This window comes from Elusimicrobiales bacterium (genome assembly GCA_041651175.1).
Lineage (GTDB): Bacteria > Elusimicrobiota > Elusimicrobia > Elusimicrobiales > Elusimicrobiaceae > JAQTYB01.
This window is the reverse complement of record JBAZJT010000017.1, coordinates 1-26,494: the sequence shown is the minus strand read 5'-3', so window position 1 is coordinate 26,494 and position 26,494 is coordinate 1. Positions and strand designations below refer to the sequence as shown.

The 26,494-nt window shown below is 59.6% G+C and carries 26 protein-coding genes and 1 tRNA gene; 20 read left to right on the top strand and 7 right to left on the bottom strand.

All coding sequences use genetic code 11. The annotated features are described in order from the left end of the window. Nucleotides 1-56: 56 nt before the first annotated feature. The 4 genes from WC421_09405 to WC421_09390 form a co-directional block, all read right to left on the bottom strand. Complete coding sequence (locus tag WC421_09405; protein MFA5162450.1) at nucleotides 57-737, bottom strand: phosphoribosyltransferase family protein; 681 nt, start codon at nucleotides 735-737, stop codon at nucleotides 57-59. After that, complete coding sequence (locus WC421_09400) at nucleotides 734-1,249, bottom strand: ferredoxin-thioredoxin reductase catalytic domain-containing protein (GenBank protein MFA5162449.1); 516 nt, start codon at nucleotides 1,247-1,249, stop codon at nucleotides 734-736. Before WC421_09400 ends, WC421_09405 begins: the two co-directional genes overlap by 4 nt. Then, nucleotides 1,231-1,515: a glutaredoxin family protein gene (locus WC421_09395; protein ID MFA5162448.1), complete on the bottom strand. Its 285-nt coding sequence runs from the start codon at nucleotides 1,513-1,515 to the stop codon at nucleotides 1,231-1,233. Before WC421_09395 ends, WC421_09400 begins: the two co-directional genes overlap by 19 nt. 124 nt (nucleotides 1,516-1,639) lie before the next feature. Further along, nucleotides 1,640-2,917 (bottom strand): DEAD/DEAH box helicase, encoded by a 1,278-nt coding sequence (locus WC421_09390; GenBank protein MFA5162447.1) that lies wholly within the window; start codon nucleotides 2,915-2,917, stop codon nucleotides 1,640-1,642. Between the two features lie 93 nt (nucleotides 2,918-3,010). Between WC421_09390 and WC421_09385 the strand changes: the two genes are divergently transcribed. Genes WC421_09385 through WC421_09365 form a run of 5 tightly spaced genes read left to right on the top strand, consistent with a single transcriptional unit; the run spans nucleotide 3,011 to nucleotide 7,432 of the window. Continuing rightward, nucleotides 3,011-3,496 carry a TRAP transporter small permease gene (locus WC421_09385; GenBank protein MFA5162446.1) on the top strand — a complete coding sequence of 162 codons (486 nt, stop codon included), beginning with the start codon at nucleotides 3,011-3,013 and terminating at the stop codon, nucleotides 3,494-3,496. Beyond that, complete coding sequence (locus WC421_09380; GenBank protein ID MFA5162445.1) at nucleotides 3,493-4,746, top strand: TRAP transporter large permease subunit; 1,254 nt, start codon at nucleotides 3,493-3,495, stop codon at nucleotides 4,744-4,746. The genes WC421_09385 and WC421_09380 overlap by 4 nt, the downstream gene beginning before the upstream one ends. Beyond that, complete coding sequence (locus WC421_09375; GenBank protein MFA5162444.1) at nucleotides 4,743-5,762, top strand: ABC transporter substrate-binding protein; 1,020 nt, start codon at nucleotides 4,743-4,745, stop codon at nucleotides 5,760-5,762. The genes WC421_09380 and WC421_09375 overlap by 4 nt, the downstream gene beginning before the upstream one ends. Before the next feature lie 49 nt (nucleotides 5,763-5,811). Next, on the top strand, nucleotides 5,812-7,002 hold the full coding sequence (locus WC421_09370; GenBank protein ID MFA5162443.1) for a hypothetical protein: 1,191 nt from the start codon (nucleotides 5,812-5,814) through the stop codon (nucleotides 7,000-7,002). Continuing rightward, nucleotides 6,974-7,432 carry a hypothetical protein gene (locus WC421_09365; GenBank protein MFA5162442.1) on the top strand — a complete coding sequence of 153 codons (459 nt, stop codon included), beginning with the start codon at nucleotides 6,974-6,976 and terminating at the stop codon, nucleotides 7,430-7,432. The genes WC421_09370 and WC421_09365 overlap by 29 nt, the downstream gene beginning before the upstream one ends. On the opposite strand, the gene WC421_09360 is transcribed toward WC421_09365, so the two are convergent. The 3 genes from WC421_09360 to WC421_09350 all read right to left on the bottom strand — a co-directional run bounded on the left by WC421_09360 (nucleotide 7,429) and on the right by WC421_09350 (nucleotide 10,759). After that, nucleotides 7,429-8,709, bottom strand: coding sequence for an ABC transporter ATP-binding protein (locus WC421_09360; GenBank protein MFA5162441.1), 1,281 nt, complete (start codon nucleotides 8,707-8,709; stop codon nucleotides 7,429-7,431). The two genes, WC421_09365 and WC421_09360, sit on opposite strands and share 4 nt — an antisense overlap. Next, on the bottom strand, nucleotides 8,699-9,553 hold the full coding sequence (locus WC421_09355; GenBank protein ID MFA5162440.1) for an ABC transporter permease: 855 nt from the start codon (nucleotides 9,551-9,553) through the stop codon (nucleotides 8,699-8,701). The genes WC421_09360 and WC421_09355 overlap by 11 nt, the downstream gene beginning before the upstream one ends. Nucleotides 9,554-9,619: 66 nt before the next feature. Further along, entirely contained in the window at nucleotides 9,620-10,759 is a 1,140-nt protein-coding gene (locus tag WC421_09350; protein ID MFA5162439.1) for a hypothetical protein, read from the bottom strand. Between the two features lie 1,174 nt (nucleotides 10,760-11,933). On the opposite strand from WC421_09350, the gene WC421_09345 reads away from it, so the two are divergent. The 15 genes from WC421_09345 (at nucleotide 11,934) to WC421_09275 (ending at nucleotide 26,381) form a co-directional block, all read left to right on the top strand. Then, complete coding sequence (locus WC421_09345) at nucleotides 11,934-12,398, top strand: prepilin-type N-terminal cleavage/methylation domain-containing protein (GenBank protein ID MFA5162438.1); 465 nt, start codon at nucleotides 11,934-11,936, stop codon at nucleotides 12,396-12,398. A gap of 66 nt (nucleotides 12,399-12,464) precedes the next feature. After that, nucleotides 12,465-12,536, top strand: a tRNA-Lys gene (locus WC421_09340). A gap of 52 nt (nucleotides 12,537-12,588) precedes the next feature. Further along, complete coding sequence (locus WC421_09335; GenBank protein MFA5162437.1) at nucleotides 12,589-13,053, top strand: prepilin-type N-terminal cleavage/methylation domain-containing protein; 465 nt, start codon at nucleotides 12,589-12,591, stop codon at nucleotides 13,051-13,053. Nucleotides 13,054-13,140: 87 nt separating this feature from the next. Next, entirely contained in the window at nucleotides 13,141-14,070 is a 930-nt protein-coding gene (locus WC421_09330; protein MFA5162436.1) for a glycosyltransferase family 2 protein, read from the top strand. Between the two features lie 3 nt (nucleotides 14,071-14,073). Continuing rightward, nucleotides 14,074-15,369: a TolC family protein gene (locus WC421_09325; protein ID MFA5162435.1), complete on the top strand. Its 1,296-nt coding sequence runs from the start codon at nucleotides 14,074-14,076 to the stop codon at nucleotides 15,367-15,369. Next, nucleotides 15,366-16,283, top strand: coding sequence for an efflux RND transporter periplasmic adaptor subunit (locus WC421_09320; protein MFA5162434.1), 918 nt, complete (start codon nucleotides 15,366-15,368; stop codon nucleotides 16,281-16,283). The genes WC421_09325 and WC421_09320 overlap by 4 nt, the downstream gene beginning before the upstream one ends. Further along, on the top strand, nucleotides 16,280-16,942 hold the full coding sequence (locus WC421_09315) for an ABC transporter ATP-binding protein (GenBank protein ID MFA5162433.1): 663 nt from the start codon (nucleotides 16,280-16,282) through the stop codon (nucleotides 16,940-16,942). The genes WC421_09320 and WC421_09315 overlap by 4 nt, the downstream gene beginning before the upstream one ends. After that, nucleotides 16,939-18,231: an ABC transporter permease gene (locus WC421_09310; protein MFA5162432.1), complete on the top strand. Its 1,293-nt coding sequence runs from the start codon at nucleotides 16,939-16,941 to the stop codon at nucleotides 18,229-18,231. Before WC421_09315 ends, WC421_09310 begins: the two co-directional genes overlap by 4 nt. Before the next feature lie 3 nt (nucleotides 18,232-18,234). Next, nucleotides 18,235-20,202, top strand: a complete 1,968-nt coding sequence (locus WC421_09305; GenBank protein ID MFA5162431.1) for a hypothetical protein — start codon at nucleotides 18,235-18,237, stop codon at nucleotides 20,200-20,202. Continuing rightward, complete coding sequence (locus WC421_09300; protein MFA5162430.1) at nucleotides 20,172-20,492, top strand: P-II family nitrogen regulator; 321 nt, start codon at nucleotides 20,172-20,174, stop codon at nucleotides 20,490-20,492. Before WC421_09305 ends, WC421_09300 begins: the two co-directional genes overlap by 31 nt. A gap of 13 nt (nucleotides 20,493-20,505) precedes the next feature. Continuing rightward, a complete protein-coding gene (locus WC421_09295) occupies nucleotides 20,506-21,303 on the top strand; it encodes a hypothetical protein (GenBank protein MFA5162429.1) in 798 nt (265 codons plus the stop codon). A gap of 1 nt (nucleotide 21,304) precedes the next feature. Continuing rightward, nucleotides 21,305-22,537: an adenosine deaminase family protein gene (locus tag WC421_09290; GenBank protein MFA5162428.1), complete on the top strand. Its 1,233-nt coding sequence runs from the start codon at nucleotides 21,305-21,307 to the stop codon at nucleotides 22,535-22,537. 6 nt (nucleotides 22,538-22,543) lie between these two features. After that, a complete protein-coding gene (locus WC421_09285; protein ID MFA5162427.1) occupies nucleotides 22,544-24,754 on the top strand; it encodes a tetratricopeptide repeat protein in 2,211 nt (736 codons plus the stop codon). Nucleotides 24,755-24,806: 52 nt separating this feature from the next. Beyond that, nucleotides 24,807-25,574: a DUF481 domain-containing protein gene (locus WC421_09280; GenBank protein ID MFA5162426.1), complete on the top strand. Its 768-nt coding sequence runs from the start codon at nucleotides 24,807-24,809 to the stop codon at nucleotides 25,572-25,574. Between the two features lie 6 nt (nucleotides 25,575-25,580). Then, nucleotides 25,581-26,381 carry a type 1 glutamine amidotransferase domain-containing protein gene (locus tag WC421_09275; protein ID MFA5162425.1) on the top strand — a complete coding sequence of 267 codons (801 nt, stop codon included), beginning with the start codon at nucleotides 25,581-25,583 and terminating at the stop codon, nucleotides 26,379-26,381. Nucleotides 26,382-26,494: the final 113 nt, after the last annotated feature.

The following is a 26,494-nucleotide window of genomic DNA, read 5'->3' as shown; positions in this document are numbered from 1 at the left end:
AAAGGCCGCCGCCGCGCGAAGCGCGGCGGCGGCCGGGGAATGGTTTTACGGCGCGGTTATACCGCCGCGGTTTCGCGAAGCGCGTTGCAGCGGCTTTTTTCCAGATAGCCCAGCACATCCTCATCGTCAAGCCGGGAGAAATTGACGTACCGGCGGCTTACGTCCAGGGAAGCCGTGTCTTCGGTAACGGCGGCAAACACCGCATCGGCCTCGCGGCGCACCAGCTTGAGCGCGCCGGCATGCGCCACCGGGGCTACCGCGGTTATGGAGGCCGGATTGCGCCCCCGCAGCCAGCGCACCGCAGCCAGCATGGTGTAGCTGGTGGCGATGCCGTCGTCGGCCACCACCACGTCGCGCCCGGCGATGTCGTGAACCGGCGCCGCGCCGCGGTAAATATCGGTCATGCGCAGCACTTCCGCGCCGGCATTGTCTATGGCGCGGCTTACGTCGTCTGCGGAAATGTTCAGTTCCTCTACAAGCGCGGTGTTTAGCGCCACCGTCCTGCCGCCGGCCACCGCACCGAAGCCGAATTCCGGGTTGTTGGGCGAGGACAGTTTTTTCACGGCCAGCGTCTCCAGCGGGGCCTGGAGGCTTCTGGCCACGTAATAGCCTATGGCGACGCCGCCCCTGGGGATTGCGGCGACTATCGGATTTTTCAGCCTCACGCCGTTTGCCGCCATTATCTGAAGCAGCCGGGTGGCGGCGTCTTTTCTGTCAGCGAACAACTCGCGTGTCATACCCCCTCCTTGTCCGTCAGATGGAACTGCTCAAAACGGTCCTTTGGCACCTTGCACACCGGGCACACGTCCGGCGGGCCGGGCCGCGCGCACAGGTAGCCGCACACTTTGCAGCGCCATACCCTGACGCCGCCTGCGGCGGGCGCGGGCTTTGCCGCGGCGCGCTCCGCCGGGCGCCGCTCCGGTATGGAGCGCACCGGCGCGCGTCCCTGCGCCGCCGCCCTGGAGACGTAAAGCCCGCAGTAGCAGGCGTCGTATTCGGCGATGTCCTGGTCGCGGTAATTGCAGGGGCAGATGATGTCCAGGTCTTTTTCGCGGACGCCGTCGGCAATGCGGCAGGGGCAGGCGGGATAGCCGTACCGCCGCTGGTTGACCGCCAGTCCGCGCGCAAGGTCCAGTGTGAAATCCGCGTCAGGGTTCAGGTAATAGCCGCCGCCGGCGGCGTCGCCCGCCAGTTTTGCGGCCAGCCGGCGCGCCTGCTCCTCGTTGCCGTCTACTTGTTCCGGGGGCACTTTGAGACAAGCTCCTTCACGCGCTCTTCCTGATAGCCGATAATGCATTTGCCCCCGGCTACCAGGGTGGGAAACGATTTGGCGGGATTGTGTTTCAGAAGGGCTTCCACGGCCTTTTGCTTTTCCTCGCCGTCAAGCTGGTCCACGTACACGAAGTCGTAATCCGCGCCCAACTGGTCCAGAAGCATTTTTAGTTTTTTGCACCAGATGCAGGTGCTTAAAGCGAACAGGAACAGTTTGTCTTTCCCCAAATTCTCGGTTTTCATAGAAGCATTATACACCATGAAAGCCGGAAAGAAACATGACTTTCGGAACGCGCGAAATTACGCGCCGCCGCCCCGGCCTTGCGGGCGGGGCGGCGGCGCAGCGCTCAATTTTATGGAAAACGGCTCAGTGGCGGCGGCCCCGGCAGAAACTGCTCATTACGCTGTTTTTGCCGGGCCTGGGGGGCGCGCTCATGGACTTGGGCGGAACATATCCCGGCGGCACGTCCAGGCAGCGGGCGCGGCTGGCTCCGCTGAACTTCTCCGCCGGAACGCTCGGATGGGTGGAAACCGGCAGCGGCGCGCGGATGAGCCGCTCTATGCGGGAAACCTCGTCGCGCTGGTCCGGCATGGCAAACGATATCGCATGGCCGTTGCGGCCCGCGCGCCCGGTGCGGCCTATGCGGTGGACATAGCTGTCCTCGTCCTCCGGCAGGTCGTAGTTGATTACAAGCTCTATGCCGGTTACGTCTATGCCGCGCGCGGCGATGTCGGTGGCGACCAGTATGCGGTATTTGCCGGTTTTGAAGCCTTCAAGCGATTCTCTCCTGCGCGGCAGCGTCAGGTCGGAATGGATTTCCGCCGCGCTGTGGCGCATGTTTAACAGCGCCTCCGCCACGCGGCGCGCGTTATGCCGGGTGCGCACGAAAACCAGCACGCTGCCGGAGTATTTGTCCAGCAGTTTGCCGATAAGAACGTTTTTGGACGGCTTGCTGACCACAAACAATTCGTGGGTAACCTGTTCCGCCGCGCTGCCGGAGGGGGCCACCTCCACGCGCACGGGCAGGCGCATGTAGTTGGAGGCGATTTTCATAACCTCCATCGGCAATGTGGCGGAGAATAACATGCTTTGCCGCTCTTTGGGAACGGCGCGCAGAATGCGGTCTATCTGCGGCGCGAACCCCATGTCCAGCATGCGGTCCGCCTCGTCAAGCACCAGGACGCAGACATCGCCTACGCTGGTGTTGCCCTGCCCGATATGGTCCAGCATGCGGCCCGGGGTGGCGATCAGCACTCTGGGCTTGCGCGCCAGATCGCGCAGCTGTTTGGGCATAGGCTCGCCGCCAATCAGGGCGGCGGTGTTCATCCCCATGGCCGGAGCGAACTGGCGGAACACGGCGTTGACCTGCAATGCCAGCTCGCGCGTGGGCACCAGCACAAGGCCTTTGCCCGGCTTTGCCGCCAGTGTTTGCAGCATGGGAATGGCAAAAGCTATGGTCTTGCCGGTTCCCGTCTGGGCTATGCCCGCGACATCCTTGCCCGAACAGGCCACGGGTATGGCCTGCCGTTGTATGGGGGTGGGGGTGTGGAAACCCAGCTTATCCAGCGTTTCCAGCAGTTTGGGAGCAATTCCGAGCCCGTAAAAACCGGATTGCGGCGCAAATGTGCGCTTGATCTTCTTCATCAGACGTTTTAACATGCTCATATTATCCCATAAATAGCGCCGCGCGGACAGCTTATTTTGATTGCCCCGGCAAAAAATGCGAACATATAAGAGATGGGACGGATATTCCTGATTGAATCCCGGCTTGTCAAAGCCGAGAAATTCGCCGTCGCGCTGCTGGTGGGGCTGATGATAGCGCTCTCCTTCCTGCAACTGCTGCTGCGGCTGGTATTTTCGCAAAGCATACTGTGGCTGGACCCTTTGCTGCGCCATATGGTTTTGTGGGCGGGGTTTACGGGCGCGGCGCTGGCCTCGCGCGAAGGGCAGCATTTCGCGCTGGATATAATGCACAAAATGCTGCCGGGCAAATCGCGCCGCGCGGTTGAACTGTCGGGCGCGGTTTTCGCGGCGCTGGCCTGCGCCGCGCTGCTGGCGGCAAGCTGCGTTTTCATAAGAGACGAATTCTCCGCCGGCACAACGGCGTTCGCCGCCGGCAGCGTCAATGTTCCTGCCTGGGCTGCGGAGCTTGCCATACCGCTGGGTTTCGGGCTGATGCTGCTGCATTCCGTCGCCGGGATTTTCAGGGAGCGTCCGCAATGACGCTTCTGGTAGCCGCCGCCATTGTGGCGCTGGCGCTGCTGGGCGCGCCGGTTTTCGCCATAATCGGCGCGGGCGCGCTTTACGCTTTCCACACGGCGCAAATAAACATGTCCGCGGTTATCGTGGAGATGCTGCGGCTGGCAAGCCTGCCCGCGCTGATAGCCATACCGCTTTTTACCTTCGCGGGCTATGTTCTTGCGGAATCCGGCGCGCCGCGCCGGCTGCTTGCGCTGGCCGGCGCGCTGCTTGGCTGGCTGCCGGGCGGGCTGGCCGCCGCCGCGCTGATTTCCACCGCGCTGTTTACGGCGTTTACGGGCGCATCGGGCGTTACCATCATCGCGCTGGGCGGGCTGCTTTACCCCATGCTGCGCAGCCACGGCTACAGCGAAAAATTCACGCTGGGGCTTTTGACCACCACCGGCAGCCTGGGGCTGCTTTTCCCGCCCAGCCTGCCGATAATACTCTACGGGCTTGTGGCCAAAGTCAGCATAGACAAGCTGTTCGCGGCGGGGGCGGTTCCCGGCCTGCTGCTTATCGCAATTCTGACGGTTTACGCGCTGCTGCAGGGCCGCAGCGCCGGGATAAAAAGGGAGCCGTTTTCCTGGAGCGCGCTTAAAACCGCCGCGCGCCATGCGGCGTGGGAAATCCCGCTGCCCTTCCTTGTGATAGGCGGAATTTACGGCGGCTGGTTCACCGCCACGGAGGCCGCCACCGTGATGGCCTTCTACGCCGTGGTTGTTGAAACGCTTATATGCCGCGACCTGAGCCTGTTCCGCGACATTCCCGGCATAGCCGCGCGCAGCATGATGCTGGTGGGGGCGATATTCGTGGTGCTGGGGACCGCGCTGGGGCTTACCAATTATCTCATTGACGCGGAGGTTCCGTCCCGGCTGTTTAGCTGGCTGCATTCCTTCGTGCAGAGCAAGGCGATGTTCCTGGCCATACTCAACTGCTTCCTGCTGGTGGTGAATATGGTGGAGATTTTCTCGGCCATCATAATAGTGGTGCCGGTAATCGCGCCGGTGGCGGCGCAGTACGGCATAGACCCGGTGCATCTGGGCATAATTTTCCTGCTGAATTTGGAAATCGGCTACATGACTCCGCCGCTTGGATTGAACCTTTTCCTTTCCAGCCGGCGGTTTAACGCGCCGCTGTCAAAGCTGTATTCCGCGACGCTCAGTTTCTGGCTGCTGCTGGTCGGCGCGCTGCTGGCGGTTACATATATTCCCGCGCTTTCGGGGGTCGGATGAAAAAAACCATCATTGCCGCCGCGCTTGCGGCATTGCTGTCCGGCTGTTCCGGCGAGCGGCAGGAGGACGAGGCGGTCTCCCAGCCGCGGCCTTCCGTCATTACGGTGGAACTGGGCCGCAGCCATCATCCGCGGTTTGCGGGGCTTTACGCCGCGCGGGAGAAGGGCTGGTTCAGGCAGGAGGGGTTAAACGTGGAGTTTCACGCCGGGGAAGGCCCTTCGCCGGAGCAAATGGTCTCTTCCGGCCAGGCGCAGTTCGGCGTGGACAGGCTGCCGGAAATAATAATCGCCAGGGACGGCGGCCAGCCGCTTGTGAATGTGGCGCAGATTTTCCAACGTTCCGGCGCGGTAATCGCGCTGCGCCCCGGCCTTAAATCGCTCAAAGAGCTTAAAGGGCGCCGGCTGGCGCTGCGTTATTGCGACAGCGAGGCCGAGGTTTTCTCCGCCTTGTCCGGCTCGGGGCTTTCGCCGGGCGCGAATGTGGGCATACTGCGCATACAGGAGGACGAGCCGTTCTCCTCAGGCCGTTTTGACGCGGTATCCTCGCAGACTTATGACTGGGTTGTCCGCGCCGACACGGAGCCCGCCGTTACCGCCGTCAAACTTCACGACACCGGGCTGTTCCTGCCGCAGGACGCCTTGTTTACTTCCGAGTCCGTGCTGGGCTCTTCCGGGGGCCGCGACGCGGCGCGCCGCCTCGTGCGCGCCGCGCTGCGCGGGTATATTTTCTGCCGCGACAATGCGGCGCAATGCGCCGAAATCTCCTCTCTATATGCGCGCGATATTCCCAAAGACCGCGCCGGGAAAATGATAGAGGAAGTGAACCGGCTTATCTGGCCCGCGTCCAAAGGCGTGGGCTGGACGGACGCACGGGCTTTCAGGAAAACCGCCTCCATTCTCTACCGGCGCGCCCTGGTGGCAAAACAGGCCGAGGGCGACGGTTTCACCAACAAATACGTCAACGAAGCCCAGATATACCTGCGCTCGCAGGACGTAAAAGGCAAACCCGGGCGTTGACCGCCGGTCACAGCGGAATACGGAGATTTTAGCGAACCGGAGGTATTCCATGACACATTTGAACACCTGGCGCTCAAAACTGCTGTTTTTTGCGTTGGTTTCGTGCGCGTTGGTGACTGTATTGTTTGTGCTGCAAGGCAGAACCGGCGTCAACTTGTCCGACGAAGGATACCTTTGGTACGGCGCGCAGCGGGTTGCTGCAGGGGAGGTTCCTATCCGGGATTTCGCCTCCTATGACCCGGGGCGCTATTATTGGACCGCGGCTTTTATGCGGCTGTCGGGCAATAACGGAATTGTTTCCCTGCGGGTGGCTGCGGCTGTTTTCCAGGCCGTGGGACTGTTTGTTGCCATGATTGCGCTGGCGCGCCTTCCGCAGCGCAAGAATTCCGTTTTTTGGATTATGGCGTCGGCAGTTCTTTTGTTGTGGATGTTTCCACGGCACAAATTGTTTGATACGACGATTTCCATATCGCTGGTGGCCGTGCTTGCATACTTGGCAGAGCAACCGTCCGCCGCCCGGTATTTTTTGACAGGCATTGTGGTGGGATTGGCGGCCTTTTTCGGCAGAAACCATGGCGTTTACGGCGCTATAGGAAGTCTGTGTTTATTGGCCTATTTGAGCGCGGGCGGCGGAGCGGTCCGATGGTATGCCAATTTTGCATGGTGGCTGTCCGGAGTGGTTGCGGGGTATTGCCCCATGCTGGCGGTTCTGGCGGCCGCGCCCGGTTTTTACGGCGCTTTCCGGGACAGCGTGCGGCTGATTATTGAAACCAAAACGACCAACATTCCCCTGCCGGTACCGTGGCCATGGATTTCTTTTTTCAGCGAATTGCCGTTGTACCAGTCAATCCGAGGAACGATTATCGGGCTGTTGTTTATGGGCATGGCGGCATTCGGCGTGTTCGGTATAGTTCGCGCGATTCGGGCGCGTATAAATAAAACCCCGGTGACGCCTTTGTTTCTTGGCGCGGCGTTTATGGCGGTGCCTTATGCGCATTACGCGTTTTCCCGCGCAGATGTGGGGCATCTTCCCGACATACACCGCCTACATAGACAAAGGAACGTTTTCCCGCGCAGATGTGGGGCATCTGGCTCTTGGCATTTTCCCGCTGCTGCTTGGAACCTATGCTTTTATATCCGAGTGTCCGGAGGAGACCCGGCAAATCCTGCACGCCGGCGTGCTGGCGGTGAGTATTCTCGTTATGCTTCCAATGCATCCGGGCTGGCAGGCTTTCCGTGACCGCAACTGGGTGCATGCAGCAGTTGGGAAAGACAACCTGCTGCTCGACGGGCCAACCGCAGCCAATATCGCCCTGTTCGGCAAAATCGTGGATAAATATGCCGCCGGGAAACCGTTTGTTGTAACGCCGTCATGGCCGGGCATGTATGCGGCCTGCGAGCTCAAATCTCCTGTCTGGGAAATATACGCGATAACGCCAGCATCAGAAAAAGTTCAAAAGGCTGAGATCGGGCGGATACGGCAGGCCGCCCCTGCATTTGTTTTTGTGATAGATTATCCTTTGGATGGCCGGGATGAGATGCGCTACAAAAATACACATCCGCTCGTTGAACAGTATGTCCGGGATAATTATGAGCCGGCCATAGGCGAAACCAAAAACCCGGTCTTCCAGATTTACCTGCCGAAGCAGAAGGCCTTGAATTCCGGTTAGTTGCGGCGGATTTCTATTTCGCTGGCGGGGTTGAAAACGCCCACAAATTGCTCGTGGGACGAGGCTTGCAGCAGCAGCAGGTCATAGAGCCGGTGATGCACCGCCAGCCCCTCCTGCACATGCGAGGTGCAGCCGAAATTCAATGTGTAGCCCCCGGTCTGAAGCGGCAGGTTCTGGCGAAAGCGCACCTCTACGGTCTCGCCCGCGCGAACGTCTATGACGTCGCCGCGGTACCAGGTGTTTGTGCCGGTAACCTCCGCGCCCTTGATGTCTTTTATGGTAAAGGCGGCTATCAGCCCGGGTATTGATTCGCGCGCCCGGATGCGCATGAAAATCTCGCATTTCTGGCGCGGGTCGGTTATTATCTGGGCGGGGCGGCCCTGCTCGTCAAAGATGCCCCAGTCCGTTATCTCGGCCCGCTTGTCGCCGTATTCCAGGAAGGCTGGGTTTTTTTCAAAACAGTTTTTTGCTCCATCGGCGGGGTCCGCGCAGTCCGGGGCGGGCGCGGCGTTTTCATTGGGCATGAGCAACTGTTTATAGACGTCGGCCATCGCGCGCGCGTCGCCGCAGGCGTACTGGCGGCCTTTTTCCATCACTATCACATGGTCGCAGTATTTTATGATGGTGCCCAGATCGTGGGTGACAAAGAGTATGGAGATGCCCTTTTCCCTGAACTCGTTGAACTTGCGGTAGCATTTGTTCTGGAAGGCGATATCGCCCACGGAGAGCGCCTCGTCCACTATGAAAATGTCCGGCTCGGCGTGGACGGCCACCGCGAACGCCAGCCGCACATACATGCCGCTGGAATAGGTTTTCACCGGACGCTCTATGAAATCGCCTATGTCGGCGAATTTGGCGATGGCGTCAAAACGCGCGTCGGTCTCCTCGCGCGAAAGGCCCATCAGCGCGGCGTTCATGTAGACGTTTTCGCGCCCGGTGAACTCCGGGTTAAATCCCGCGCCCAGTTCCAGCAGCGCGGCCACCCTGCCGTTGACCGAGATTTCGCCCGCCGTCGGGGTGATGGTGCCGGCTATCATCTGCAGTATGGTGGATTTGCCGGAGCCGTTCCTGCCGATGATACCCAGCACCTCGCCTTTTTTCACCTCAAAGGAAATATCCCGCGCGGCCCAGAATTCGGCGAAGCAGTTTTTCGGCTCGCGCCCGAACAGCTTTTGCAGTTTCGGATAAACGGCCTGCTTGAGCCTGTCCTGCGGCTGGGCGTAGATGTGATAGCACTTGCTGATGTTGGAGACCCGTATCGCTGTATCAGAGGACATCGGCAAATCCTTTTCTCATTTTCTGGAAGCAGACAAAGCCCGCCCACGCAATCAGCGCGGCGGCCAGCGAGTAGAGCGCAAGCCCGCCCCAATCCGGCCATTGCCCGGCCAGCGCGGTTTTGCGCAGTTCGGTTATCGGGAAAACCAGCGGGTTCAGCCGGAAATAGGGCCGTATGCGCAGCGGAAGCAGCGTCTCGGTGTAGAAAACCGGGCTTAAAAATATGAGCAGCGATATGAAATTGCCCACAGTCTGGCTCACATCGCGCAGATAAACCCCCAGCGACGACAAAAACAGCACCACGCCCGCCGCGATGAAAGCGAACGGCAGCAGAATAAGCGGCGCCAGCGCGAATGTAACCGGCAGCGGTCCTTCCGCCACGAGATAAAACACGGCCAGGGCGGCAAGGCTCATCATCGCGGTAAAAAAGGCGGAGCCTACGGCCATCCAGCAGAGCATATCCAGCGGGAAAACCACTTTTTTGACGTAATTGGCGTTGGCGGTGAAAAGCGAGGGTGCACGGTTGACCGCGTCCGCAAACAAATTGAAAACTATCAGCCCCGCGAATATGTTGAACGCGGTCTGCGCCATGGCCGCGCGCGTAATCAGCGCGCGGTTGGACTGCATCAGATAGCCGAAAGCGAAGGTATACACCGCCAGCATGGTAAGCGGGTTGAGGACAGACCAGAACAACCCCGCCCAGGAGCCGCGGTAGCGGGAATCAATATCGCGCTGGACGAACTGGCGCAGCAGCTGGCGCGAATTCCACAGGCCGGAAAACATGGCATAGGGGCCGTAATAATGCCTGACGCCGCCGGCCCGCGCCGCATAGGGGGATTGAATCATGCTCTGTTACAATTATACCAAAACCGGCCCGGCGCCGCGCCGGGAACGGGCGCGGCAACCCTCGCGCTACTTGTCGCTGTATATCAGTTTCAGGAATTCGCGGGGGTGTTTGAGGGGGAAATAATGGTCGCCGTCGAAAATGCGCATCTCCGCCGTGCCTTCGGAGTTTTTGAAGGAGGAGCCCGCCTCCGGCGTTTCTTTCGGCGCGTCCATTCCCAGATGCTGCATAAGGAATTTGGTGCTTGCCCAGGGCAGCAGCTGGTCCTTGGTGGTCGCCACCCATACGGTACGTATGCCGCTGTTTTTGAGAAGTTCCATATCGTTGCCGTCAAAATTGGCGTGGGAGGTGTTGTAGGACCGGCGCAGCAGCGCCTCGCGCCAGTCGGGATTGACGGCGTTCTGGCGCACTGTGCGCAGCAGCGAGGCGCGCACAGGCTCTATGTCCGGGTCATCCCATGGTTCCGAAAGGTCTGCGATAGACATGTCCGCGCCCTGCTTGGTTGCGGCCATGATGGAATTCTGGCGCTGCACCCGCCATACGGCATAGTTGAAATTGGTGGGCATGGCGATGGCTGGATTGGTTTCCGCCGCGTGTTTCCAGTATTCCGCGTAATCGTCCGAGCCGTCCAGCCACAGCACGAATTTATCCAGATTGGAAGCCATCATATAGGATTCCCATAACTGCGGGACAAACACGTTGTTCTTATGGGTGACGCCGTTGGACAATATAACCCGCGTTCCGCTCAGATGGCCTATGGCAGCGGCCACGTCGCCGTTGTATCCCAGCTGCATCATCCGCTGGAACAGCATGGTGCCGTAGGAATGCAGCACCAGCGTCACCTTGCCGGAGCCGGATTCGCGCGCGGCGATGTTGATAAGGCGCGCCATGTCCAGCGCGTCATAGTCAAAAAGGCTGCGGGTGTATTTCCAGCCGGTGGGGGAATGGGCGCGCATCCACAGGCAGTATTCGTCCCGCGCGGGCGCGCCCTCCACGGCAAAAACCGTCTCGTAGACTTCCTGCAGCGAAAGCCCGCCTATAAACACCAGCGGCGGCTGCCGTTTGGCGCCGCCGCCCTTCCTGTATTTATAGGATATCTCCAGCCCGTCCGCCGCGCTGGAAAAACTGGACATGCTCCACGCGGAGTCCCCGTCCCCGGAGCGCGGAGCAAAACCCGCCTCCCGCGCCGCCGGCGCCGGAACCTCCATATTTCCCGCCGCGGAGAGAAAGTTCCTCACCCCGCCGCCCGACGGAAGCGCAATGCCCTGCGCCCGTGCCGGTGCTGCCGAAACCGCAGCGAAAAAAACGGAAAAAAAGAGGCCGCTTTTCATCAAGGCACATACTACTATTAAAAGGCCCCGGTTTCAAGCGCGGAAAACAACAAAATGCCGGCCCCGCGGCGGCTTAAAAACCGCGCGGGACCCAGCCTGGTGCGGCGGGTTTATCCGCATGAATGGTGAATCACCATTCACTTTATAGCAGATGCGCGTCCCGATTGTCAAGCGCCGGAATGCACGGCATCACCCATTTTTTCCACAATGCCATTCTTTGCTGCCCCGATTGCCGGAAACAACCGCGCAAGTAAAGAAACAAATGCCAAAAATAACGGCGTCTACCATTAGACTTGTCCCCCAATAGCATTTACGGCATAAATTTCGGTTTTTTGCCCGCAGCTTCGCGGTGTTCGGCTTGCACACGCCCGTCGGTAGTGTGCGCGCCTCACACCGCTGCGCTGCGGGCCAAAACCCTGTATTTCTGCCATAAAGCCTATTGGGGGACAAGTCTATTGAACGAAACACACGAAAAGGCTCTGGAACAAGGCGGGAACAACTCCCGGAAACTTTTTTTGTTCCCTTTTCGTGTGTTTCGTGGTTTGATTCCGGTTTCATCGTCGTTTACTAACACACCACAGTTTTTCCAAAAATGAGTGATGTCGTACTGTGATGCGGCTGGCGCGTGCCCCACGGCACGAAAGGATGATTTTGTGAAGGCAGTATGAAGCGATTTTTCGCCGAATCCCGCGGCCAACTGAAATTTTCAGGTTTATGCAGGAGGCAATAATAAGGGAAAGGTCGGCAGTGAATATCCGGCAAGCGCAGGCCGCTTGGAACCCGTTGCAAATGCGCTATGGAATAGCGGTGTAGGGCATGGTATACTATTAGTACGGGATGGCGTCGCTGGCGGGGCGTCGGCCCGTGCGGCAAACAGATTTGGACTTTCCTGCCAGCGTTATCCGGCGTTCGGCGGCACGCGCGGGGCAAATATGTTCTTTGCCTTCGCGGGCCGGGGCGTGCGGACGCGTAATCCGCGGTGTTGTTGCGCGGGTTGGCGGACGGCCTTATGCGTGGCCGGAGCGCGGAAATAATCTGACACGGAGGTAGTATGCGCAAGAATGCAAGGCTGGGTTTTACCCTTATAGAACTGCTGGTGGTGGTTCTGATAGTGGGCGTGCTGGCGTCTATAGCGATACCGCAGTATTTCAAGGTGGTGGAGCGCTCGCGGGTCAGCGAGGCGATGGCGCTGGCGTCTTCCATCAAATCGGCGCAGGAGCGGTATCTCAGCAACGGCGGGATGTACAGCAACGATTTCACCAAGCTGGACATTTCGTATCCGAACATGAGCACCAACTCCATCACGTTGAAGTACTTCTCGGCGGCTGTCACCTTGGCCGCGGGAAGCGGCGGCTCGCCCTCGTACACGTTGACGATGACGCGGCACACGTTGAGCACGACGGTTGCCCCGCGCTACGGGGTTTACGCGATAAGCGTAACAATGCCGCTGAAACCGGTTCCGACGTCGGCGACCTGTCCCGGCGGCTCCGGACAGTGCGACGAGCTTCTCAGTTAAGAGGCGGATTACTACGGCTTCGGGTTTATGCTATAATAACCTGCTGTTGACAGAGTTATTCAGCATGCGCCCGTAGCTCAGTGGTAGAGCATCCGCCTTTTAAGCGGGAGGCCGCGCGTTCGAGCCGCGCCGGGCGCACTCGCTTTTGTCAGGCGGGGGACTCTTCACAAAAATCAGGTCTGGAGGCAGTATGCGTAAGAATGCGAGGCTGGGTTTTACCCTTATAGAACTGCTGGTGGTGGTTCTGATAGTGGGCGTGCTGGCGTCTATAGCGATACCGCAGTATTTCAAGGTGGTGGAACGCTCGCGGGTCAGCGAGGCGATGGCGCTGGCGTCTTCCATCAAATCGGCGCAGGAGCGGTATCTCAGCAACGGCGGGATGTACGGCAACGATTTCACCAAGCTGGACATTTCGTATCCGAACATGAGCACCAACTCCATCACGTTGAAGTATTTCACGGCGGCTGTCGCGCTGGCGGCGGGAAGCGGCGGCGCGCCGACGTATACCCTTACGATGACGCGGCACACGATGAGCACAACGGTTGCCCCGCGCTACGGGATTTACGCGATAAGCGTAACGATGCCGCTTAAGCCTGTTCCGACGTCGGCGGCTTGCCCCGGCGGCTCCGGACAGTGCGACGAGCTGCTTAGCTAGTTTCTAAGGAAGGAGAAAACGCTCCCGCGCCGCGCGCGGGGGCGTTTTTTTGCAATCTCCGGGCGAAAAAGTTATCATTAGGGCGGGATGAAACTCATAAGCGTTGTAACCGGCTGCTATAACGAGGAAGACAACGTGGAAAAGCTCTATCTCCGCGTCAAAGAGGAGATGGCAAAGCTTCCCGCCTATTGTTACGAGCATATATTCATAGACAACTGCTCCTCGGACGCTACCCCGCGCATACTGCGCCGGCTGGCCGCCGCCGATAAAAACGTAAAGGTCATTTTCAACACCCGCAATTTCGGGCATATACGCTCGCCCAGTCATGCGTTGAGGCAGGCCAAAGGCGATGCGGTAATCGGGCTTGTCTGCGATTTTCAGGACCCGCCGGAGCTGATTCCCGAACTCCTCAAAAAATGGGAAGAGGGGTATAAAATAGTCGCCGCCGTCAAAAAAGCCAGCAGGGAAAACCCGCTGATGTTTGCCGTCCGCAAATTTTATTACCGGCTTATAAACTACCTGTCGGAAGAGCAGCAGATACGGAATTTCACCGGCTTTGGCCTCTACGACAGGCGGGTTATGGATATTTTCCGGCAGATGGACGATCCGTATCCCTATTTCCGCGGATTTATAGCCGAAACCGGCTTTGAGCCGGCGCTGATAGAGTACGTCCAGCCCGCGCGGCAGGGGGGCGTTACTAAAAACAATTTTTACACGCTCTATGATATGGCCATGCTGGGCATAACCAGCCATTCGCGGCTGCCGCTGCGGCTGGCGGGATATATAGGGTTTATCCTGTCAATGTGCAGCCTGGCGGTGGCTGTCATATACTTCGTCTACAAGATAATTTTCTGGCGCGAGTTTTCGGTAGGAACCGCGCCGGTTGTTATCGGGCTTTTCTTCTTTTCGTCCGTGCAGCTTTTTTTCATCGGCATCATCGGCGAATATGTGGGCGTGATACACACCCGCGTTCTCAAGCGTCCGCTGGTGATAGAAAAAGAAAGAATCAACTTCTGATTTATGCGGCGATTGTTCTGGCTGGCGCTTCTTGTTTTCGCCGTTCCGTCCCGCGCGGCGGAGCCGTATTCGGCGAAAACCTATATAGACGCTGTGTTCGCGCGTTCCCCGGCGGTGCGTTCCGCCGAGGAGACGTTTGCCGGCGCGGAGAATGCCTACCGCGCGGCGGTGCTGGACGCGGCGGCGCCGTCGCTGTCGCTTGATTTCTCCAATTCGCTCTACGACAACCAGAACACCGCCTTCCGCTTCAATAAAACCGACGTGGTTTCCGGTCTCGGCGCGGCGTGGAACCTCTACGATTCGGCCAACGGGCCGCTGGTGAAGCTGAAAAGGGCGAAGCTGGATTATGACGCCGCGCGGCTTGCGTTGTGGACGGCAAAACAGAATGCCGCGCTGGACGCGCTGAACCGGTTCTACGCGCTTTACGCCGCGCAAAAGCGCATAGGAATTGCCGAAAAAAACCTCTCCTCGCGCGAGCGGCAGCACAGGGACACCACCGAGCAGTACCAGACCGGCACCAAAAGCCGCAACGAGCAGACGCAAAGCGAAAGCGACAAGCTGCAAAGCGAGCTTGCGCTTGAGCAGGCCAAATCCGCCGCGCGCAAATCGCTGCTGTCCTTCAACGAGCTGATTGACGCCCAACCGGATTTCGCGCAGGCAGTGTCGGCCAGTTCCGAAAGCGCCAGGACAGCATTGCCCCTGCCCGCAAGCGATCTGAAAAAAGCGCTGGATGGCAATTTCGGCCTGCTTGGGCAGAAAAACTCGCTTGATAAAACAAGGCTGGAAACGCAGTCCGGCATACGCTCCCAGTATCCGCGGCTGAGCCTTGACGCTTCCTATAACAAATCCGCGCTGGGGGTGCTGGGCACGCCCGGCGGCTCCTGGGACGGAAACCCGAATTACGGGATGACGCTGTCGCTGAATTTTCCATTCGGGTTTATGGGCGCGCAGAATTATTTCAGCATCGGCTCGCAGCGCGCCGCGCTTAAATCCGCGGAACTGGATGTGGAAAATTCCATACGCGCGCTGAAAACCAAAGTGTTTTCCTCGCAGGAGGATATCGCTTTGAAGGTCAAATCGCTCAAACTGCTGGAATTCCAGGTGAAGGTGCAGCAGGAGACGACGGATAACTATCTGTCCGAGTATTCCCAGGGCAATGCCGGTTTCCTGGATCTGGACAACGCGCAGACCAAGCTTCTGGACATAAGCAACAACCAGATTACCGCGGTAAACGACCTGGCTGTCGCGCTGGCCGGTTGCCGCGCCCTGCTGGGCGAAAAAGTATGGGAGCAGCCATGAAAAAAGCCATTGTGTGGGCGGCGGTTATCGCGCTGTGCGGCGCGGGCGGGTATTTCGGGTATCTGCGCTACAAAAAAATGTCCGTCCGGCAGGACATAAACGATTTTATCAGAACCGTCTCCAGAGGCGATCTCAAACTGGATATGCAGGAAGCCGGCGAGCTTGTCTCGCGCGATTCAGTGGATGTTTTCCCGCCCAACAAAGGGTTTATCATAGAAGTCGCCAAAAAAGAGGGCGAGTATGTGGAGAAGGGCGACAAAATAATGATGTTCAAGGGCGGCGAGCGCATGGATTCGGATCAGTACGTGCCGGTGCCGATACTTGCGCCGCGCGCGGGGCTGCTTACCCGCTGCGTCGGCAGATACGGCGACAGCAGCGACGAAACCCGCGCCGGCAAGCGCATAAACGCCGCGTCGGACTGCGTCAGCCGCGTGGTGGACATGAACACGCTGGCGGTAAATCTTAAAATCAGCGAGATAGACATTTACAAGCTCAAGCCCGCTATGCCGGTGGACATCACTTTCAGCTCCCTGCCGGGCCGCAAATTTTCCGGCAGGGTGGACCTGGTGGCCCCGATGGCCGAAGCAAAAAACAGCTACGGCTGGGGCGGGGGAGGCGCGTCAAAAGTGTTCCGCGTGGTAATCAGCATAGACAAGCCTGTAAAGGAAATGCGCGTGGGCATGAGCGCGGTGGTTACCGCCAATATACAGGCTAAAAAAGACGCGCTCAAGGCTCCCATAGAGACGCTTTTCCAGGAAGGCCTCAATTGCTATGTTCACCGGCAGAAAGAGGGCTATGAGGCGGAGAAAATACAGGTTTTCCCGGGGCTGCGCTCCGAAACCGAGGCGGAGATAGCCGGCCCGCTCAAGCCCGGAGACAGGCTGTTTACCGCCGCGCCGGAGACGCTAAGGTGATTCATTGCAGCCGTCTCGCCAAAATTTACGAGGGCGGCAAAACCGGCTGGCCCGCGCTGCGCGGAGTCTCTTTTGACATCGCGGCGGGGGAATTCGTCGCCGTAACCGGGCCTTCGGGCTGCGGCAAGTCCACATTGCTTAATATTCTGGGCCTGCTGGACGAGCCTACCGGGGGGGAATATCTGCTGGAGGGCAGGCCAGCAGCCGCAATGCCGGACGAGGAACGCTCCGCCGCGCGGCGCGACAAAATCGGTTTCGTGTTCCAGGCCTTCCATCTGTTGAACCGGCTGTCCGCGCTGGAAAATGTGTGCCTGCCGCTGATGTATGCCGGCATGCCCGGCAGGGAAATGAAGCTCCGCGCGCACGAATTGCTGCGCGAGGTGGGGCTTAAAGGCAAGGAAAGGAAGAGCCCGCTGGAGCTTTCCGGCGGGGAGCGCCAGCGCGTGGCTATAGCCCGCGCCCTGGCCAATTCGCCGCGCCTGCTGCTGGCCGACGAGCCGACCGGAAATCTGGATTCGCGCTCCAGTTGCGAGGTTATGGAGCTGCTCAAAGGCCTCAACCGGGGCGGGATAACGATAGTGATGGTAACGCATGACAGGGAACTCTCCGGCATGGCCGCGCGCAATATCAAACTGAGGGACGGAGTCATGGAACAGTGAAATCGCTTGTTATAGCATTGAAAACCGGCCTGGCGGAAATAATGCTGCACAAGACCCGCTCGGTGCTGAGCTTTCTGGCCATCGCGGTGGGGGCGGTGGTTTTCATAGAGGCGTTTTCCGCCATTTGCTACACGCGGGAGCGGCTGCGCCAGCAGGAGAAAATATCCGGCCTGGCGCGCATGCGGGTTACGGAAAACAACGCGCGCGCCTTCTCCAACGCCGATGAATATATCCCGCCGCCCAGAATGTCCTATGAGGACGTTCAGAAGCTGCGCGCCGCCGCGCCGTCTTTTTACATGATTTCGCCGGAATGCAGGGACTGGCACACCGCGCTGGAATACGGCGGCAGGCGGATGGCCGTGGGCTCGCTGGGGGTTACGCCGGATTGGATAAAGCGGGATTTTATCTACACCCTGCGGGGCCGCTTCATCAACCAGCGGGACATGGACGACAATATGCGCGTCTGCGTCCTGATAAACAAGGCGGTGGAGCCGCCGTCCAGCGATTCCAGCAAGGCGGCGCGGAAGCGCTGGGATTATGCCGCCGCGTTTGACACCATTGTCTCCCATAACGACATGCTGGGCAGGCAGGTAAAGCTGGAGGCAATAACCTTCACCGTCGTAGGCGTGCTGGACGAGCTGCCCTATTCCAGGCGCCCCTACACGATGCTGAACATGCGCGAATCCGACACCAAAGTCCTGGCGCCGATAACCACGCTTACCCGCTACGGCATTATCAGAGACAGGGTGGAAACCCTGAACATAGACGCCGGCGGCGAGCGGGCTTATGGCGAATCCCTGCGGCTTGTGAGGAACTTTCTTAAAATCCGCTACGGCGACGAAAGCTATTTCATCATAGACCCGCAGATGGAGGAGATAAAAAAACGCGCCGCCTCCGATTTTCAGGACGCATTGGTTAAAATATCGCTGGGGATGCTGGCTTTCATCGCCGGCGGCATAGGCATAATGAATGTTACCCTGGCGACGGTGTTTGCGCGCGTCAAGGAAATAGGAATACGCCGCGCCATAGGCGCCAGCCGCCGGGACATAATGCTTCAGTTCATGGTGGAGGCCATGCTGCTGGGGCTGATAGGCGGCGTGCTTGGCTCCGCCCTGGGGTGGCTGTGGAACGGGCCTGTGAAGACGATGATGGGAATGGACGGGCATATGCTGCCCTGGATACCGCTGGTGTCGGTGCTGGCGGCGGCGCTGACCTCTTTCGCCTTCGCCATTTATCCGGCCTGGGTGGCCGCCAACCTCAAACCGGCTGACGCTTTAAGGGCGGAATAGCGGATGCTTTTTGCCGAAGTTGCCTCGCGCAGACTGGCGGCGTTCGCCGCGGGGCTGCTGGCTGCGGTCTGCGTTTTCATGGCCGCGCTGGAAACCCGCGCGCCGTATTATTTCCTTCAGGACGATAACCGCGACCAGTTTCTGGCCTGCCACGTTCATGCGTACCGGGCGGCGGCGCGCGGCGAAATAGCGCAGTTCAATTTCCATCAGTTTCTGGGCATTCCGGCGGCGGGCTGCGGCGGGATTTTGTACCCGCCGGCGGCGGCTTCCGTTTGGGCGAGCGAAAAAATTTTCGGCCATTACTGGGCGGCGATTGATGTGCTGGCGGCGTTTCACCTGCTGGTTGGCGGGCTGGGGGCATTTGTTTTCGCCTCGTCGCTGGGGCTGGGGGCCGCGCCCGCCGCTTTTTTCGCGTTAAGCTGGATTTTCTGCCCGTTCGTTGTTTTTGCAGGGGCGTCGTGGTGGCTGGTCGGGCTGGCGTCGGCCTGGTTTCCGTGGCTGATGCATGGGGTGTGGCGGCTGCGCGCCCGCAGGGATTTTATGGCGGCGGTTGAGATTGTCGTCTCAACCGCCGCGCTGTTTCTGATGAATCATCCGCAGTATCCGCTTTACGGCTGCGTTGTCGCGGTCATATTCGCGTTTTTTGCGGGGGACAAAAAGGATTGGAAATTCTGGACGCTGCTGGCCGCTTCGCTGGCGGCGGGAGTAATGCTGGCCATGCCCGCCATCCTGCCGCAGTGGGATATGATGCGCCAGAGCGCGCAGCGCGCCCATTCTCTCGGCTTTACGGAGTTCAACACTTTCAATCTGCGGGTTTTGCAGTGGTTTAAGGGGCTGTTTTGGCCGTTCTCGCCTCAGCCTTCCGGCGGATTGGGCAGTTATGCGATGGACAAGCTGTCTTTTCTGGGATATATTCCGCTTGTGCTTATCCCGTTCGCGCTGCGCCGCGCCAGGGAAGACCGGAAGCCGCTGATTTTCGCGGGGATGGCGGCTTTCTGCCTGCTGTGGGCGGCGGGCGGGTTCGGCTGGTACGAGTTTCTGGTCCCGCCGTTCAACCGGCTGCGCTGGCATTTCAAAATTCTTTTTTTCGCGGATTTTTTTCTGCTCCTGCTGGCGGCCTGTGCCATGGCGCGGCTGCGCAAAACGGCGGCATGGGCATTGACTGCGCTCCACGCCCTTTCCATGCTGGCGTTTTATCACTGGGGCCCCAGGGCGGTGTTCCGGCTGCACACGGATGAAATTCCCGCGCGGGAGGAGCTGGCCTCCGCGTTTTCCGGCGGCAGGGTGGCGCCGCTGGACTGGCCATTGGCGGCGGAGCGCGGCATTCCCGGGCTGCTGTTTGATTACGCGCAGCTTTTTGAGCTGAACCAGTTTTCCGGCTACGACACGCTGGTCCCGGCGCGCAATTCCGAAGAGACGTTTAACCCGCCCTATACCGGAACGCAGACCGGGCTTGACGAGGCGAAACTGGCCCGGCTGCGGCTGTGGGGCGCGCGGTGGCATATACTGCCGCCGTCCGCGCTGGCAAAAAACGCCGGCTTTTTCGCCCGGCACGGGCTGAAGCTGTTTGCCGCCACGGACGAGAGGCTGGTGTTTGAGGACGTCTCGGCCCTGCCGCTGTTTTACAATGAGCAAACCCGCCTCCCCGCCGGGAGATTGCGCGTTTCCGGCAATGCCGTATCCGCACGGCTGGCTGATTCCTCCGGCGGCTGTTATATCGCCAACTGGCTGTTTCAGGAGAATTTTTCCGCTTCCGGCGGCGTAAGGCTGTCCCGCGCGCCGCAGGGGCAGACGAGGGTTTGCGCGGACCGCGGTGTTGCGGCCTTTGAGATACGGTATTCCAATCCGTATCTGACATACGGCTTTGCCGCCGCGCTGCTGGCTCTATTGACCTTGCTGCCACTTATATACAAAAATACAAGCAAAAGGGAGGGCGAGCCATGTCCAGCGAATATGGAAAAGCGGTCATAACCATAGTGGTGCAGCGCAGGCACGGCTCTGCGGTGGTAGAAGCCGCCCTCGCCCTGGGCGCGGAAGGCGTCACCTATTTTTACGCCAGAGGAACGGGCTTGCGCCAGAAACTCGGCTTTCTGGGCAGGCTGATAGACGCGGAAAAGCAGGTGGTCCTGCTTGCTGTTCCGGCGGACAAGGCCAGCGATATGCTGGATTTGATAATAAAAAAGACCGGGCTGGACAAGCCGGGGCATTTTTTCGCTTTCATACAGCCGGCGTCGCGCGTGGTTTGCGGCGGCGGTTATTGAGCCTCACATAGATATGCGCGGAGCTTTTGTCAGCATGTGCCTTATGATAGCGCTGGCGGCGCTGTCGTCCTATCTGCCGGGCATGGCCGGCAGCAGAATGCCGGGTGCGGGGGGCGCGGCGGATTTGCTGCTTTATTCCGGGCGGAATATGCCCGCCGGCGCGGACGAGAATCCGGAAATCGGGGGGGCGGACGCCGCGCTCCGGTCCCGCTTTGCCGGCATGACGCAGCAGGAAAAGGAGTTTTACCGCCAGTCCTCCGGCGCGGTGGATTTTGTCATCCAGTCGGAAGAGCGCGGCAAGTCGCTTGCCGCAAAACGCGGGGAGGCTGTCCGCGCGCGGGAGCGCGCCGTCGCCGCTGCCAGCCGCAGGCTGGAGGAGGTAAAGGAGCACGTCATCCTCGCCCGGTTCAAGCTGGACGAGAACATGGACACGGTTACATGGCTGGTGTTCGGGCTGCCGGCCTCGCTGCTGGCCGCAGGCGCGCTTTGCGTTTTTTTGGGCTGTTTCCGCGCGGCGCGGATATTCGGCGCGGCGTCGTTCGGGGTTATGACATGCGCGGTTACGGCGTCTTCGCTGCTTATGCTGGGCTGCCAGGTGTTTCTGGGTATCAACGGGCTGAGGCTTGTTCCACCGTTCCTGTGGGTGTCGGGGTTTGCGATGATACTGGCGTCCGCTTTTTTCCTGCGGGTTGTGGACATAAACTACCCGTTCTGGAACAGGGCGCTGCGCGCGCTGGCCGCGCCCGCGGTATGCGCCGCGCTTGCCGCGTCGTGGGGCAGGCTGCACGGGCTGTTTATTTCAGGAGGATAATGTGCGCGAAAAAATCACCGCCGATTTCGTAAGAAAAATCCCGAAAACGGACCTGCATCTTCATCTGGACGGTTCGTTGCGGCTGGCAACGCTTATAGAGCTTGCCAAAACCGAAGGCGTGAAGCTGCCCTCGTACGAGGAGGCCGGCCTCAAGGAACTGGTGTTCAAGCCGGCCTACAAAGACCTGGGCGAGTATCTTAAAGGCTTCGCCTTCACCTGCGCGGTCATGCAGAAGGCCGAGAACATAGAGCGCGTCGCCTCCGAACTGGTGGAGGATAATATAGCCGACGGCGTGCGCTATATGGAGGTCCGCTTCGCCCCGCAACTGCACACCGCCATGGAACTGCCCGTCGCCGAGGCGGTGCGCGCCGTCGCGCGCGGCCTGGGCGCCGCCGCCAAGGCGCATAATAATTCCGAGGCGGTCAAAAGCGGCGGGGACCTGCCTTTTCATTTCGGCATCATAGCCTGCGCGATGAGGCGGTTCTCAAAAGGCATGTCGCCCTATTTCGCGGATTTCCTGCGCGTGCTGGAGCATGCCCGCAAGAAGGAGATTTTCGCAGCCGCCTCCCTGGAACTGGCGCGCACGATGACGCTGCTGGTGGAGAATGAAAACGCGCCCGTGGTCGGCTTTGACCTTGCGGGGGAAGAGGCCGGTTTCCCGCCGGTGGACCATTGGGAGGCGTACCAGTACGCGCACAAGCGGTTTATACGGAAAACGGTGCATGCCGGCGAGGCTTACGGTCCCGAATCCATTTTCCAGGCCATCACCGAATGCCATGCCAACCGCATAGGCCACGGCACTTTCCTGTTTGCCGCGGACAGAATCAAGGATCCCGCCATAAAAGACCGCCAGCGGTATGTGGATAATCTGGTCAATTATATCGCCAACCAGAGAATCGGACTTGAGGCCTGCATAACCAGCAATCTCCAGACCACGCCCGACATAAAATCCGTGGAGGAGCATCCCGTCCACAAGATGATAGAGACCGGCCTCTCGGTTACCATATGCACCGACAACAGGCTGGTTTCCAACACCACGGTTTCAAAGGAGCTGGAACTGGTCGCCACCTCTGCCAGGCTGAGCCGGCGGCAACTGCGGAACCTTATAATAGCCGGCTTCAAGGGCAGTTTCTTCCCGGGGACATACAACCAGAAGCGGGCATTCGTGCGAGAGGCCATAGCCCGCTACGAGCATCTGGAGAGCACTCTGCTGCCGCCGCTGGCGGGAAGCTGAAAGTCTATGAAACTCTGCGGGATAATACTGGCATTTGCCGCCGCGGCGCAGGCGCAGAATTCGCCCTGCTTTGCGCCGGCTCCGCCGGCCGTGCAGATAAAGGCCTGCTCCGACGCCATTGCCGGCTGGAGCGCGCCGGCGGGAATGGGCGCTTTGTCGGCTTATTACGCCAAGCGCGCCTCGCTGTATGCCGATTCCAGGGATTTTGACCATGCCATGGAGGACGCCAACAAGGCCGTGGAAATCGCCCCCCGCAATGACGACGCGCTGCTGGGCCGCGGCTGGATTCTGATGCGCAGCGAAAAATATGCCGCCGCCGTCAAGGACCTTGTTCCCGTGCTGCGCAGCAAAAACCGCCGCAAGGCCGGCTGGGCCTATTATTCCCTGGCGGTCAATTACTACCTGATAGGCAAGAACGCCGCCGCCCAGACGCATGCGGCTGCCGGCAAGATAAACGCGCCGGAACTGTATTCCCGCTATCTTCAGGAACTGGATTATTTCGTAACCTCGCGGGAACGGCGCGCCCGCGAGGCCGCCGAGAGCTTTGAAAACGGCAAAAGGCTGCTGGCCGCCGGTGACGGCGCCGGCGCGATAGACAGCTTCGCGGCTTCGCTTTCTTCGGCGCCGGGCAATGCCGAATGCTCGCAGTGGCTGGCGTCGGCCTACTACGAAGCCGGCAAGCCGGCGGACCTGCTGAAGGCTTTCGGCGCGATGTCGGAGGAAATGCGGTGGAATTATTATATCGGCCTCAGCCTGCTCAAGCTCGGGCGGTTAAGCGATGCCGTGGCTGCTTTCACGCTGGCGCAGTCCGAGGCGCCGCCCAAAAACCGGGGCCGCGACATAGCGCAGGAGGCCAAAGACTACGTTTCCAGGATACTCAGCTACCAGCAGTCAATGGGCCGCGCGTCCAAAATGTCCACTCAGGGCGCGCCGCCTCCCGCCGTACTGGCCGAATACGAAAATGCCCGCAAATCGCTGGACACGCCGGATGTGCGTCGCGCCATGGAGCGGGTGGTTCTGGAGCAGCAGATAGCCGAAAAGGACCGCCGCGCCGGCGTAACGCATATGATAGTGCTTTCCATGGTGCTTGTGGTGTCGGTGGTGGGGATTATTTTCGTGTTCCGCCGCTACCGCCGCATCGTGGCCGACAGGGAACAGCGCCGCGAAAACGCTTTCGGCGCGGTAACCTCCAAGCCCGCGCGCGACGCCGTGATGGCGTATTTTGACTTCAAGGCCGACCAGCCGGAGGATGCGTCCGAACTGGCCTCGCGCCTGCTTGGCAAGGTGGCCGCCTCGCGCGACTTTGAGCTTATCAAGACTTTCATAGGCGAGCTGGACGATCTCAAAAAACGCGAACTGCTCGCCGCCGCCGCCGCGGATTTCGCCGGCGCGGGCGGCTACGACGCCAGCATAGACGCCCTCCAGATACTCAACATGATACCCTTCCTCTCCTGGGGCGAGGCGGAAACCAGCGCCTTCATCGCCGCCCATCTTGCCGCAGACAATGTGCTGCTCACCCCGGACGTCAAAAAGGGCGCCGCCGTCTGGGCGCCGGATATACCTCTTCCCGCCTACATGAAGCTTGCCTGCGCTTACGCCGCCAGGCATAATAATGACTTCACCGAAAGGGTGATGGAGCATCTGCCCGTTTATAAATGGGAAAAGGCGCAATGGGACCTCTATATCGCCACCAAGGAGGCTGCGGCCCGGCTGGACACGCTGGATATTTCCGCCGTGCCGGCCCAGTTCAGGCTTTATGTGGTGGAGACGCTGGTGCGAAAAGGCAGGCATCATGCGAAGGTGGTGGAATTCCTCACCAACGAGCCGCGGCAGAAATGGCTTAAGGAATACTACCTCTACATGTTCCTCTACCTGATGCGGGACCATCACGACGAGCCCTTCTCTCTGCATTTTGATTCCGCCTGGGAGCAGTACAAGCAGATGAACGAGCGTTTCAATATCCGCGCCGCGCCGGCGGTGCATTACATGTTCGGCATAGTCTGCGAGCGGCTGGGCCGTTTTGACCGAGCAGCCGACCTGTACGGCTATTTCAAGGAAGCCGCGATAATATACAAGGACGAAATCAAACGGCTGACGCAGATAAAAGCCGGCCAGGAATCCGAGATTTCGCCTTCGGCGCTGGAAATCCTCTCCCAGATGCTGCCCGAGGATTTCTTCCCGCCCATCACCCGTTCCAACGAAGAGATTTATTATTGAGCGGGACTTTCGGCCCATGCGCGGGTTGGTTATTCCGAGTACAATATCCGTAATGAGACGGTTCCTTGTATCGGCATTGCTGGCTTCGGCGCTGCCGGGCCCGTGCATGGCGCAGTTCATGCGCGCCGACGACCAGCTTGTAGTCCCGCCCGAATACCGGACAAGCGCGGAAAAGCAAACGTTGGATATTATCGCGGGCAGCAGCTATCTGCGGGGCAATGTGGACAGCTATTCCGTCAACGGCGGGCTGCGCTATAACCTGAAAAACACGCTCTACATAGACGCCGACGCGATGTATACCGAGTTCGACAGGGAAACCAAGCTGGACAAAGCGCGCGCCAACGCGCTTTATATTTACTCCGTCAAGCCGTCGCTCAATATTTACGGCTGGGCGTCTTACGGCAGGAATAAATTCCTGGACCTCAAGCGCAGAAACACCGGCGGCGCGGGGGTGTGCTTCCATAATTTCATGCCGGCGGTTTTCAGCCAGTTCCTGCTGGCGTTCGGCCCGGCTTACGAATATGCGCTCTACGACAACAACTCGGACAAGAGCATGCTGCGCGCCAACGGGCGGATCAATTTCAGGATTCCGCTGGGCGGACTGGCCGAACTGGGCGGGGATTTCATCTATTTCGGCGATACCGCCGATTTTTCGGATTACCGGATATATAACGAAACGTTCATCCTGTTCGCCATAAGGCCGGACAAGCTTTCGTTCAGGATAAGCCTGACGGACGAGTATGAAAACCGGCCTTTCGCCGGCGTCAAAAACAACGACTTCACCATGACACAGAGCCTGGTCGTGCATTTGGGGAAATAGGAGGGTATGAAAAAAATTACGGCGCTCGTTTTTATCTGTTCGGCTGCGGTCGCCGCCTCGGCGGCGGACGGCAGCAAGGGGAAAGTGCTGGTCGTGATGTCCGGGGCCGACCATATAACGCTCAAAGACGGCAAGCAGCATAAAACCGGCTATTTTTTGTCGGAACTGGCGGGACCCGCCCAAGCGCTTGAGGCCGCAGGCTACGAGTTGGTTTTCGCCAACCCCACAGGCGCCGAACCCGCGATGGACAAGTCTAGCGACAGCGCGCAATGGTTCGCCTCCGAACAGGAATATCAGCAGGCCAAAAATTTTGCCTCGTCTTCCGCGGGGCTTAAACAACCGCGCAGGCTGGGTTCTTTCACGAAAGCGGAGGCGGAAAAATTCAAGGCCATGTTCGTTCCCGGCGGGCATGCGCCTATGGAAGATCTGGCGCGGGACAAGGATATGGGGCGGCTGCTGAAGCTTTTCCACAAAGCGGGAAAGCCGACCGCGCTGATTTGCCACGGGCCGGCGGCGCTGCTTTCCTCGGTTGGCGGCGGGACATGGATTTATGGCGGTTACAAGATGGCCGTGTTCTCCAACGACGAGGAGAAACAGGCGGAAAGCGGCGGCGGGTTGGAGGGGGAGGTGCCCTATTATCCCGCGCAGGCGCTGGCCGGGGCCGGCGGACTGGTTGACGCCGGCGCGCCGTGGACCAGCCACGCAGTACGGGACCGGGAGCTTGTAACGGCCCAGAACCCGCAGTCCGAGCGGCAGTTTACGGCGCTTCTTCTCCAGGCGCTTGCCGGGATGCGCAGCATTTTCTAATTGAATAATGAGCCTGAAATCTCTCGTCGTGGCTCCGTCGGGATATTTTTTGCCATGCCTCCCGTTTTGATTGATTTTACCGTGTCTTTTTCCTCCGCTTCGCGCAGAATTCT